Consider the following 12,261-nt stretch of genomic DNA (forward strand, 5'->3'; position numbering starts at 1 on the left):
GGGGTACGGAATGTCTGAACTAGATCTGTCCCGTGTCGTGTGGCGCAAGAGTTCCTCTAGTGGTGCGGGACAGAACTGTGTCGAGGTCGGCGTCTGGCACAAGAGCTCCCTCAGCGGAAACGGCTCAAACCGCATCGAAGTCACCCTGGCCGATGATGTCCAGGCTGAAGCCGAGGCCGGGGTGGACTCCGAGCGCCTCTTCGTGGTCCGTGACTCCAAGGACCCCAACGGCACGGTACTGGCCTTCTCTCCGTCCGAGTGGGCTGCCTTTCTCAGCGGCGTCAAGGGAAGTAACTTCGACGACCTGACCAAGCACCGCGGAACGTGACAGGTAAGAAGGCGGCCTTCCCTCTTGATGAGTTTTCCCAGCGGGCTGGACTCACCACAGGCCGAGAAATCGGCCCAGGGGGCCGAACCCCATCATCCAAGGCTCTCCACCCGCGAAAAGCACTGATGAGCCTGACCTTCCTCGATCGTGAGTGACGTCACCGAGCAGCGGTCAGGGGTCGTTAGGAGTTCCGTGAAATCTACGCGGTCGTCGCATCACCTACACCATGGTCCCACCCAGGTATCACCCCACAGGGACGCGTAAAAGGGGAGCCGACTCACATCGACCCCCCTTTACCCGCTACCTCACGAACCTCAAAAGATCCATGGGGCCGTCTTTCAGCTGCAGCCGCTGGTGGAGCCGCAGCCCTCGCAGACGTAGCAGCTGCCGGCCGGGCGCATCTTGGTGCCGCAGGTCATGCAGAGCGGGGCGTCGGCGGTACGGCCCCGATGGGACTCCAGGGAACCGGCCTCCTGCGGCGCGGCGGTCACCACGAGTGCAGCCTCCGGACGGGACTGCGGCGCCTCGATGGGGGCCGAGGTGGCCAGCTCGGCGATGACCTCGTCGGCGGGGATCGGGGCCGGGTCCTCGCCGCGCTGCTGGGCGGCGCGCTCGGACGCGGAGAAGATCCCGAGAGCGGCCCGGTCGTCGTAGGGCAGGTGGTCCAGGGCCAGGCGGCGGAAGATGTAGTCCATCACCGAGGCGGCCATCCGGATGTCCGGGTCGTCGGTCATGCCGGCCGGGTCGAAGCGCATGTTGACGAACTTGCCGACGTAGGTGTCCAGCGGCACGCCGTACTGCAGGCCGATGGAGATGGCCACCGAGAAGGCGTCCATGACGCCCGCGAGGGTGGAGCCCTGCTTGGACATCTTCAGGAAGACCTCGCCGAGACCGTCGTCGGGGTAGGACGAGGCGGTCATGTAACCCTTGGCGCCGCCCACGGTGAAGCGGGTGGTGGTGCCGGGCCGCTGGTTCGGCATCCGGCGACGGGTCGGGCGGCTGACCTCCACGACCTGGATCTCCGGCTCAGTGGGCTCGGCCTTCTCCTGGGACTTTCCGCCCGCGGCGGAGAGCGGCTGGCCGACCTTGCAGTTGTCCCGGTAGACGGCCAGGGCCTTGAGCCCGAGCTTCCAGCCCTCCTGGTAAACCTGCTCGATGTCCTCGATCGTCGCGGACTCGGGCAGGTTGACCGTCTTGGAGATGGCGCCGGACAGGAACGGCTGGGCCGCGGCCATCATCCGCACGTGGCCCATCGGGGCGATGGCCCGCTCGCCCATGGCGCAGTCGAACACCTCGTAGTGCTCGGGCTTGAGGCCGGGGGCGTCGACGACGTGGCCGTGGGCCGCGATGTACTCGACGATCGCCTCGACCTGCTCCTCCGGGTAGCCGAGCTGCCGCAGCGCGCGGGGGATCGTCTGGTTGACGATCTGCATTGAGCCGCCGCCGACGAGCTTCTTGAACTTGACCAGGGCGAGGTCGGGCTCGATGCCGGTGGTGTCGCAGTCCATCATCAGGCCGATGGTGCCGGTGGGCGCGAGCAGCGAGGCCTGGGCGTTGCGGTAGCCGTTCTTGTCGCCGAGCCTCAGGCACTCCGCCCACTGGCGGGAGGCCTCGGCGTGCACCGCCCGGTCGACGCTCCCCACCGTGCGCAGATCGTGGCTGGCGGCGGCGTGCTTGTGCATGACCCGCTTGTGCGCGTCGGCGTTGCGGGCGTAGCCGTCGTAGGGGCCCACGACCGCGGCCAGCTCGGCGCTGCGGCGGTAGGAGGTTCCGGTCATCAGCGAGGTGATGGCACCGGCGATGGCCCGCCCGCCCTCGGAGTCGTAGGCGTGGCCGGTGGCCATCAGCAGCGCGCCGAGGTTGGCGTAGCCGATGCCCAGCTGACGGTAGGCCCGGGTGGTCTGGTCGATCTTCTCGGTCGGGAAGTCCGCGAAGGTGATGGAGGCGTCCATCGCGGTGATGATCAACTCAGTGATCTTCACGAAGCTCGCGATGTCGAAGGAGTTGTCGTCCTTCAGGAACTTCAGCAGGTTGATACTGGCCAGGTTGCAGGAGGAGTTGTCCAGGTGGAGGTACTCCGAGCACGGGTTGCTGGCGGTGATGCGGCCCGTCTCCGGGCTGGTGTGCCAGTCGTTGATGGTGTCGTCGTACTGGACTCCGGGGTCGGCGCACTCCCAGGCCGCCTTGGCCATCTTCCGGAACAGGCCCCTGGCGTCGACCGTCTCGATGACCTCGCCGGTGAGGCGGGCGCGCAGGCCGAACTCGGCGCCGTCCTGCACCGCGCGCATGAACTCGTCGGAGACGCGCACGGAGTTGTTGGCGTTCTGGTACTGGACGGAGACGATGTCCTTGCCGCCCAGGTCCATGTCGAACCCGGCGTCGCGCAGCGCGCGGATCTTGTCCTCCTCGCGCGCCTTGGTCTCGATGAACTCCTCGATGTCGGGGTGGTCCACGTCCAGGACGACCATCTTGGCCGCGCGGCGGGTGGCGCCGCCGGACTTGATGGTGCCCGCCGAGGCGTCCGCGCCGCGCATGAAGGAGACCGGGCCGCTGGCCGTACCGCCGCTGGAGAGCAGCTCCTTCGACGAGCGGATCCGGGAGAGGTTCACGCCGGAGCCCGAACCCCCCTTGAAGATCACACCCTCTTCCTTGTACCAGTCGAGGATGGACTCCATCTGGTCGTCGACCGCGAGGATGAAGCAGGCGCTGACCTGCTGCGGTGAGGCGGTGCCGACGTTGAACCAGACCGGCGAGTTGAAGCTGAAGACCTGGTTGACCAGAGCGTGCTTGAGCTCGTGGTCGAAGATCTCGGCGTCCTCCTCGGTGGCGAAGTATCCCTCCTCGACCGCGGTCCTGGTGTAGACGCCCACCACGCGGTCGACGAGCTGCTTGAGGCTCCACTCGCGCTGCGGGGTGCCGACCGCGCCGCGGAAGTACTTGGTGGTCACGATGTTGGCGGCGTTGACCGACCAGAACCCGGGGAACTCCACGCCCCGCTGCTCGAAGTTGATCGAACCGTCCCGCCAGTTGGTCATGACGACGTCGCGGCGCTCCCAGGACAACTCGTCGTAGGGATGCACTCCGGGCGTGGTGAAGATGCGCTTCATCTTCAACCCCTTACGCGGCCGCTTGCCCCCACGCGCGGCTGCGCCACTGACCGTCTCCGTCATGACTTCCCCCTTCCGGGGCTCCGTGTGGAGCCCTTGAGTCGGACCACATCAACGCGCCGCTCTCCCCCGGCGCCCGGGGCCTGGCTCAGTCGTGTCCGGCGGACCGCTCCGCGCGCAACTGCTCGATCTCGACCTCGAAGTCGGCCAGGGTCTCGAACCCGCGGTAGACGGAGGCGAATCGCAGATAGGCCACCTCGTCCAGCTCGCGGAGCGGGCCCAGGATCGCCAGCCCGACCTCGTGCGCCGCGATCTCCGCGGCCCCGGTCGCCCGGATGCTCTCCTCGACCCGCTGACCCAGCTGGGCCAGCGAGTCCTCGTCGACCGGCCGCCCCTGGCACGCCCGCCGGACTCCGGCGATCACCTTGTCCCTGAAGAACGGCTCGGTCACCCCGCTGCGTTTGCTCACCATGAGCAACACCGTCTCCTGCGTGGTGAACCTGCGTCCGCACTCCGGGCAGGTGCGTCTGCGGCGGATTGCCCCGCCGTCCTCGGTGGACCGGCTGTCGATGACCCGCGTGTCAGGGTGACGACAGAACGGACAGTGCACGCGCGTCGCCTCCTCGACCTGCCTAGCGGCTCACCTTTCTCGTGTTACTCCAGGTGCTCCACAGCCTCCACGCGAAGACGCTCGCGCGCGCCCCTCGAATGGTCGAGATGCGGTAATAGAAACACAATCTATGGTGGAGTAGAGCGATGAAGCCACTAGATGTTGTGGTCCAACCGTAGAAGTGTCGGCCCATGAACGCAAGTTAGGCAGGCCCCGCGAGCCGAAGTCCCTGATCAGCGCATCGCACCGGGGACGGCCGGGCGTGTCGCCCCTCCGGCCACTCCCGCACCCCCCTCCCCGCCGGCGGACCCGCCGGCCTCTCAGCGGGCCGAACCGCCGGGCAGATGGAGCCGCGCCCCCGGCTGGATCACCGAGTCGGACAGGTCGTTGACATCCATTATCAGGCGGACCATCGAGGCGGGATCACCCTCCGTGGTGACCGCCTCGGCGATCTTCCACAGCGAGTCGCCCTTGCGCACCACGACCCACGGCAGCCCCTCGCGGCTCCTGCGCTCACCCGCCGAGGCCGCGTCGATGCGGGCGCCGACCCAGAGGGCCCCCAGGGTCAGGACGGTGAGCGCGGACACCACCACGACCCTCCCCCTCCGGGTGAGCCGGAGGGGCGGGGCCTGGCCGCGCCCGCCCCTCGCCGGCCCGGGCCTTCGGACAGGCGGCCGCCGGGACCCCCACCTTGTTTCGATCGCCTGCACGGTGCGCCCCCCATCCCCTCGACATGGCCGAACACACGTCGAAGAAAGGTCGATGAATCGAACACGATGTCGATTGAACTCCCGTACGATGTTGTACACCACGACGCCGCTGATTTCGAGGACGACTCGAACAATTGTTTGAATATGATCTTCGGCGAGGATACGGTTGCTCTGTGCGACGCAGTCAGTACAGACCGGGAGCGAGGAGATCGCATGAGCGAGCACAATGAGAACGCTTCGGCCGTCAGCGACCTGGCGGTGCGCAGGCGCGACTCCCTTGGCCTCACCCCCAGGCAGCGCAAGATCCTTGAGGTGATCCGCGACTCCGTGCAGCGACGCGGCTACCCGCCGTCCATGCGGGAGATCGGCGAGGCGGTGCAGCTCACCAGCACCTCCAGCGTGTCGCACCAGTTGACGGCGTTGCAGCGCAAGGGTTACCTGCGCCGTGACCCGCACCGCCCCCGCGCCCTCGAAGTGCGCCTGCCCGGCGAGCCGGTGCTCTGGGTGGACCCCACCGGTGACGACGAGACGCCGGTCAACCGCCCGACCGCGGCCTACGTGCCGCTCGTCGGCCGGATCGCCGCCGGCGGCCCGATCCTCGCCGAGGAGAGCGTCGAAGACGTCTTCGCCCTGCCCAAGCAGCTCGTCGGCGAGGGCACGCTCTTCCTGCTCCAGGTGACCGGTGACTCGATGATCGAGGCCGCGATCGCCGACGGTGACTGGGTGGTCGTCCGTCAGCAGCCGGTGGCCGACAACGGCGACGTGGTCGCCGCGATGATCGACGGTGAGGCCACGGTCAAGACCTTCAAGCGCAAGGACGGCCACGTCTGGCTGGTTCCGCACAACCCGAACTACGACCCGATCCCCGGCGACGAGGCCACCGTGCTGGGCAAGGTCGTGGCGGTGCTGCGCAAGCTCTGACCCGGTCCGGATGGGAGCGGTCCCCGATCGGGGACCGCTCCCATCCGGATATCAACGGCAGGGCACCTCCGCCCCGGGGACGGAGGGAACGTCAAGGGACGATGTTGACCAGCTTGGGCGCGCGGACGATGACCTTGCGGGGAGGGCCGGACAGGAAGGCCCCGACCTTCTCCGAGGCCAGCGCCAGGGCCTCCAGATCGGCCTCGGAGATCTCCGGGGAGACCTCCAGCCGGTCACGGACCTTGCCGGCGACCTGCACGACACACGTGACGGAGTCCTGGACCAGCAGGGCGGCCTCGGCCGTCGGCCACCCGGCGGTGGCGACCGAGGCCGAACGCCCCAGACGCTCCCAGCCCTCCTCCGCGGTGTACGGCGCGACCAGCGACAGCATGATCGCCAATGTCTCCGCGGCCTCCCGGACCGCCGGGTCGGCGGCGCCGGGCCCGGAGTCGATGGCTCGGCGGGCCGCGCTCGTCAGCTCCATCATGCGGGCCACCGCGACGTTGAAGCGGTGGGAGTCGACCAGTTTCGTGACCTCGTCGATGGTCCGGTGGACGAACTTGCGCAGTTCCAGGTCACCGGCGGCGAAGTCCACGCCGGGGGCACAGGCGGCACCGGCCTCGGCCATGACGCGGAACGCGCGGGCCAGGAACTTCTGCGACGCGGCCGGGGAGACGTCGGCCCAGTCGATGTCGTCCTCCGGCGGACCCGCGAACACCACGGTCAGCCGGACCGCGTCCACGCCGTAGGCGTCGATCTGCTGACCCAGGTCGACGCCGTTGCCCAGGGACTTGGACATCGCCTTGCCCTGGTTGATGACCTGCCCCTGGTTCAGCAGGCGGCTGAAGGGCTCGGTGAAGTCCACCATGCCCATGTCGTGCAGGACCTTGGTGAAGAACCGCGAGTACAGCAGGTGCAGCACCGCGTGCTCCACCCCGCCGACGTACTGGTCGATCGGGCCCCACCCGCGGACCTTCTCCACGTCGAACGGGCCGCCGGAGTAGGACGGGTCCACGTAGCGCAGGAAGTACCACGAGGAGTCGACGAAGGTGTCCATCGTGTCGGTGTCGCGCCTGGCGGGCCCCCCGCACTTGGGACAGGAGACGTTGACCCAGTCGGCGGCCGAGGCCAGCGGGGAGACCCCCTTGGGGGCCAGGGCCTCGCCGCGCAGGTCGGGCAGGGTGACGGGCAGCTGGTCGTCCGGGACCGGGACCTCTCCGCAACCGGCACAGTGAATGATCGGGATCGGGCAGCCCCAGAAGCGCTGGCGGGAGAGCAGCCAGTCGCGCAGGCGGAAGTTGACCGCCGCCCTGCCGGTGCCGCGCTCGGCCAGCAGTTCGACGATCCGGCGGATCGCCTCGGCCTTGGGCAGGCCGTCCAGCGGGCCGGAGTTGACCAGAGAGCCCTCGCCCACGGTGGCGACACCGGTCTCCCCCGGGTCGGCCAGGCCGGTGTGGACCACGACCCGCACCGGCAGGCCGAACCTCCGGGCGAAGTCCAGGTCGCGCTGGTCGTGCGCGGGAACCGCCATGATGGCGCCGTGGCCGTAGTCGGACAGGACGTAGTCGGCGGCCCAGACCGGCATGCGCTCGCCGTTGACCGGGTTGACGGCGTAGCGGCCCAGGAAGACACCGCTCTTCTCCTTCTCGGTGGAGAGCCGGTCGATGTCGGACAGCTTGGCGACCTCGGCCCGGTACGCCTCGAACGCCTCACGTCGGTCGTCGGAGACGATCTCCTCGGCCAGCGGGGCGTCGGGGGCGACCACGAAGAAGGTCGCGCCGTACAGGGTGTCGGGACGCGTGGTGTAGACGGTGACCGGCTCGTCGCGGCCCTCGATCATGAAGCGGACGTCGGCGCCCTCGGATCTGCCGATCCAGTTGCGCTGCATGGTCAGCACACGCTCCGGCCAGCCGCCCTCCAGCTGCGCCATGTCGTCCAGCAGCCGGTCGGCGTACTCAGTGATCTTGAAGTACCACTGGGTCAGCTCCCGGCGGACGACCTCGGCGCCGCAGCGCTCGCACCGGCCGTCCTTGACCTGCTCGTTGGCCAGCACGGTCTGGTCGTTGGGGCACCAGTTGACCAGGCCGCCCCTGCGGTAGGCCAGGCCGCGCTCGAAGAAGCGCAGGAACAGCCACTGTGTCCACCGGTAGTAGTCGGTGTCGCTGGTGTGCAGGCGGCGGGACCAGTCAAAGGAGATCGCGTAGCGTTTGAAGGAGTTGGCCTGGGTCTCGATGTTGGCGTAGGTCCACTCGGCCGGGTGCGCGTTGCGCTTGATCGCGGCGTTCTCGGCCGGCAGGCCGAAGGAGTCCCAGCCGATGGGATGCAGCACGTTGTAGCCGCGCTGGAACCAGTAGCGCGAGACGACGTCGCCGATGGCGAAGACCTCGGCGTGGCCCATGTGCAGGTCGCCGGAGGGGTAGGGGAACATGTCGAGCATGTAGCGCCGCTCACGTGGGTCGGCGGGGTCGTCGGAGGCCCGGAAGGGGTCCAGCTCCTCCCACCGTCGCTGCCACTTGACCTGCAGTGCCTGCGGGTCGTAGTGCTGCTCGTCGCTCTGCATGTCGGCTCGCTCGCTCACGTCAATCTTCCCTCGGTATACGTCCGCGCAGATGATCTGACCCATCCGACCCAATAGAAAAACCCTCCGCTCACGCGAAGGGCAGCCGCATCGGCGGGGCGTCTAGCGCCGGGAAGGCCGATGCGGCCCGATAAGCAGCAGGGTCACCGCACGCATATGCCAAGACTATCGCAGTCCGCAAGTCGTATTCGTGGCCTGGGAAAACGAGTTCGATCACGGCAAACGGAGGACACCGGCGTCGGCGGGTCAGCACAATGGGGAGATCCGTGTACCCGGGAGGGGCCGCGGGCGGATGGGGTGCATCCGTTGTGACCTCACATGTCCTAATCAGTTTACTCTTTTCACCGTGGCACACTCAGTCGAGCCGGGGCAGGGCCCGGATCCCTCGGAGGTCGGCCTGCCGATGCAGGATCCACCCACCGACCCCACAGGACTCCAGTTCAGGGGGGCGTTCTCCAGTTTCCCTGCGAACTCCCCTGTCTCACGTGAGACCATGCCCAATAGTCATAATTCGGGCACCCGTGCGGGAGGTAAGGAAGCCATGGCTTCGGAGCAGTCCAGCCAGTCCCACCTGCCTCCGGCATGGCCGGAGGCGGTGGACCCCCCGCCGGCATGGGCGAACGACCCCCTCGGCACCGGCCCCAGGCTCCCGCTGCCCCAGAACGAGTCCCAGCCGGGCCGCGGCTCCCGGCAGACCTCCCCGGGCAACGGCTGGGAGCAGGCCGGCGCCGCCCCGGCTGGCAACGGCTGGGACCAGGCGACCACCCCTCCGACAGGTAGCGGCTGGGACCAGGCGGGCGCCGTCTCCCAGGGCGGCGGCTGGGAGCAGGCCGACGCGCCACGGACGGGCAGTGGCTGGGACCAGGCGGGCGCGTCGCCGTCCGGTAACGGCTGGGACCAGGCGTCCACCCCCTCGGCGGGCGACAGCTGGGATCAGACGGCCACGCAGCACCTCCCCGGCCTGCCGGCGGCAGGCGACTCCTGGCAGACCCCGCCACCGGCGCGGGAGGGCTCGGGCCGCCACACCCCGGCTCCGGAAACGGACGGCGCCGGATGGCCGACGGCCACACCGGCGGGCAATGCCGGATGGCCGTCCGTCACCCCGGCGGACAGCGCGGTCTGGCCGCCCACCTCCCCCGCGGAGAACACCACTCGGCCCCCCGCCGCCTCGTCGGACAACGCCGTGTGGCCGCCCACCTCCCCCGCGGAGCCGCAGAACCCGCTTTTCACCCCCTCCTGGGTGAACGCCCCGCCGCAGCCCCCGGCCCACACCGCGGCCCAGGCTCCCTCCCAGTCGTCGGCCGACCCCTTCGCGGGAGCGTCGGCCGGGAGCGGCGCCGCACCGGGGACCGGGCCGGGCGGCGGAACGGGGTCGGGCAGCTTCGGCGTGCCGAACAACCCGGCGGTGTGGGCGCTGGCGGCGACAACCGCGCCGGAGGCTTCTCCGTCGGCCCCCTCCTACGAGTCTCCGTACCCCGGGCAGGACTCGCCCACGGCCACGTACTCCATTGACAGCGTGCGCCCGCCCCAGGCCCAGTCCCTCCCGTCCGGACCCTCACACCAGCCCGGCCCGCTCCCACAGGGCCGGCCGCACCAGCCTCCGCAGGGCCGGCCGGAGCAGGCGGGCACGCCCGAGCAGGGCCAGCCCGGCCACCACCTGGGCCGGGACCCGTCCGACCCCTACCGGCCGTTCGTCACCGCCGGCCAGATCAGCGGCCCGAAGACCCCGCCGCCGGAGCGCCAGCAGGAGCTGTGGGACACGGTCTTCGGTGACAACTACCAGGCCATGGGGGACGAGGACGATCTCGACGGGGAGGGCAGGCCGGTCTGGGTCTTCGCGCTCGTGGGCTCCGTGGTGATCGCGGTGGTCGGCGCGCTGCTCTGGGCGTTCATGGCCGGGCCGCTGGCCGCCGCCAAGGAGGAGCCCTCCCCGCAGGTCAGGCCCTCGGCCACCACCAAGAAACCCCCCAAGGCCCAGGTGCCCGGCCGCCTGCCGCGTTTCCCCGGCAAGGGCTCCCCCGTCGACGGCACCCTCTCCGACCAGACCGCGGCGATCACCGTGGCACGGCTCGGCGGCCCCTGGCGGCAGGACCAGCGCAGGACCGTGCCGGCCGTCTACGGCTTCAGCACCCGCCAGTATGTTCCGGCGGGCACCGACTCCGCGGGCAGGGCGCAGTTCGCCCAGCTGATGTCCGGCACGCTCTCACCGCGGTTGAAGAGCAAGTACACCTCGCCCGAGACCCTCGCTCCGGTGATCAACGCGGTGGCCTCCGGCGCGCGCAAGAAGTTCTTCCCCGAGGGCAACAGCGCCCGCAAGACCGCCCAGCAGTCCCTGTCCGTCAACGGCATGCCGGGACAGCTCGCCGCCTACGAGATCACCTCGGGCGATTCGACGACCCTCATGGTCGTGGGGGTCGTGAGCACCGGCGCCGACCTGCCCGCGGTCGTCTACATGTCGGTGCCGGACACCCTGAAGGAACTGCGGCCGGACATCACCACCGTCTTCAAGACACTCCACACCACCACCTCGTAGTCCGGCGGGCTCAGAACTCACAGGTCATGCGCTTGATGCCGTTGATGAAGCTGGAGCGCAGGCGGTCGGGCTCGCCGACGGAGCGGATCTGCGGGAGCCGGGTGAACAGCTCGCGGAACATCACACCGATCTCGCGGCGGGCCAGGTGCGCGCCGAGGCAGAAGTGCGGGCCCGGCGCGCCGAAGCCCACCTGGACACCCCTGGGACGCCGGATGTCGAAGCGGCCGGGGTCGACGAAGACGGTCTCGTCCCGGTTGGCCGCCCAGTAGTACAGCAGCACCTTCTCCCCCTTGCGATACAGATGACCGTTCATCTCGTGGTCGCGGGTGAGGGTACGGCGCATCCAGGCGACCGGGGAGGCCAGGCGGACGACCTCCTCGACCGCGCCCGGCAGACGGCCGTCGACGTCGCCCAGGAGCAGCGCGCGCTGGCCGGGGTTCTCGGTGAACAGGTGCAGGCCGTGCGAGATGGCGTTGCGGGTGGTCTCGTTGCCCGCCACGACCAGGAGGATGAAGAACGAGCCGAGTTCCTGCATCGTCAGCTTCTCACCGTCGATGTTCGCACTGGTCAGAGCGGTGATGAGGGTGTCACCACCCCTGCCGGCCAGGGAGGTGACGAGATCCTGGAGGCACTGCCCGGCGCCGAGGAGCAGTTCGGCCGCGCGGCTGACGTCCTGGACGAACTCCGGGTCGTCACCGGACAGGATGACGTTGGAGGCGTCGAACACCATCTGGTGATGCTCGGCGCCGATCCCCATCATGTCGCAGATGACCTTGAGGGGGAGTCTGGCGGCCACCTCGGTGACGAAGTCGCAGCCGGGCCCCTTGGCGATCAGGTCGTCCACGATGCGGACCGCCTCGAACCGCAGGTCGTCCTCGAACCGGCCGAGCATCCTGGGGGTGAACGCCCGGGAGACGATCCGGCGGAGCCTGGCGTGCCGGGGATCGTCCATGTTGATCATGGATCCGAAGTACTCGCCGAACTCGGGGCCCAGGTCGTGGATGGCGGTCGCACCACGGCCCGAGGAGAAGATCTCGGGGTGGCGGCTGGCCTCGACGATGTCGGCGTGCTTCACCAGGGCGTAGTAGCCCGGCCCCGGAAGGGCGAAGCCGACCTCGGGCTCGGCGAATCTGAGCGGGGCCGGTTGAGCGCGCAGCAGCGCGAAGGCGGCCTCCCGCTCGGCCATCGGCCGCTCCCAGAAGGCGGTATCCGACAGGTCGATGTCCGACAGCGAAACAGTCACACCAGCCCCCAATGGAATCGCGTTCGGTTCACCGGTCCTGCTCATACGACCTTCAACCCGGCCGGTCCCGGCCGGAGCCGCCGGGCCGGCGTGGACGAACGCGCTTCCCGCAGCAGTCCGGCGGCGGGAAGGCCCGCCGCGCCCGCGCCCCCGTACGGGCACGCGTCACCCGTCGCCAGACGGCCGAAGCCGCCGAAGGTCCCGATCCCCATGGGCGGAACCTAACATCCG

General features: G+C 69.4%; 9 protein-coding genes. 3 read left to right on the forward strand and 6 right to left on the reverse strand.

Going from position 1 to position 12,261, the window contains the following annotated elements:
- The first annotated feature begins 10 nt into the window (after positions 1-10).
- Complete coding sequence (locus ACWEF2_RS11250; RefSeq protein WP_453814140.1) at positions 11-328, forward strand: DUF397 domain-containing protein; 318 nt, start codon at positions 11-13, stop codon at positions 326-328.
- Between the two features lie 338 nt (positions 329-666).
- On the opposite strand, the gene ACWEF2_RS11255 is transcribed toward ACWEF2_RS11250, so the two are convergent.
- The 3 genes from ACWEF2_RS11255 to ACWEF2_RS11265 form a co-directional block, all read right to left on the reverse strand.
- On the reverse strand, positions 667-3,498 hold the full coding sequence (locus tag ACWEF2_RS11255) for a vitamin B12-dependent ribonucleotide reductase (protein ID WP_453814142.1): 2,832 nt from the start codon (positions 3,496-3,498) through the stop codon (positions 667-669).
- 85 nt (positions 3,499-3,583) lie between these two features.
- Entirely contained in the window at positions 3,584-4,045 is a 462-nt protein-coding gene (gene nrdR / locus ACWEF2_RS11260) for a transcriptional regulator NrdR (RefSeq protein ID WP_355596149.1), read from the reverse strand.
- Between the two features lie 320 nt (positions 4,046-4,365).
- A complete protein-coding gene (locus ACWEF2_RS11265; protein WP_453814144.1) occupies positions 4,366-4,638 on the reverse strand; it encodes a LysM peptidoglycan-binding domain-containing protein in 273 nt (90 codons plus the stop codon).
- A gap of 330 nt (positions 4,639-4,968) precedes the next feature.
- Between ACWEF2_RS11265 and lexA the strand changes: the two genes are divergently transcribed.
- Positions 4,969-5,676 (forward strand): transcriptional repressor LexA, encoded by a 708-nt coding sequence (gene lexA, locus ACWEF2_RS11270; protein ID WP_355596145.1) that lies wholly within the window; start codon positions 4,969-4,971, stop codon positions 5,674-5,676.
- A gap of 91 nt (positions 5,677-5,767) precedes the next feature.
- Here lexA and leuS read toward each other — a convergent pair whose 3' ends face one another.
- Positions 5,768-8,236 carry a leucine--tRNA ligase gene (gene leuS / locus ACWEF2_RS11275; protein WP_453814275.1) on the reverse strand — a complete coding sequence of 823 codons (2,469 nt, stop codon included), beginning with the start codon at positions 8,234-8,236 and terminating at the stop codon, positions 5,768-5,770.
- A 559-nt stretch (positions 8,237-8,795) separates the two neighbouring features.
- Between leuS and ACWEF2_RS11280 the strand changes: the two genes are divergently transcribed.
- Positions 8,796-10,787, forward strand: coding sequence for a hypothetical protein (locus ACWEF2_RS11280; protein ID WP_453814146.1), 1,992 nt, complete (start codon positions 8,796-8,798; stop codon positions 10,785-10,787).
- Positions 10,788-10,797: 10 nt separating this feature from the next.
- Here the strand turns inward: ACWEF2_RS11280 and ACWEF2_RS11285 are convergent, their stop codons facing one another.
- Together ACWEF2_RS11285 and ACWEF2_RS11290 are read right to left on the reverse strand one after the other, a co-directional pair.
- On the reverse strand, positions 10,798-12,075 hold the full coding sequence (locus tag ACWEF2_RS11285) for a cytochrome P450 (RefSeq protein ID WP_453814148.1): 1,278 nt from the start codon (positions 12,073-12,075) through the stop codon (positions 10,798-10,800).
- Positions 12,072-12,242: a hypothetical protein gene (locus ACWEF2_RS11290; RefSeq protein WP_453814150.1), complete on the reverse strand. Its 171-nt coding sequence runs from the start codon at positions 12,240-12,242 to the stop codon at positions 12,072-12,074. The genes ACWEF2_RS11285 and ACWEF2_RS11290 overlap by 4 nt, the downstream gene beginning before the upstream one ends.
- Between the last annotated feature and the right edge of the window lie 19 nt (positions 12,243-12,261).

Source organism: Streptosporangium sp. NPDC004631 (assembly GCF_053601935.1).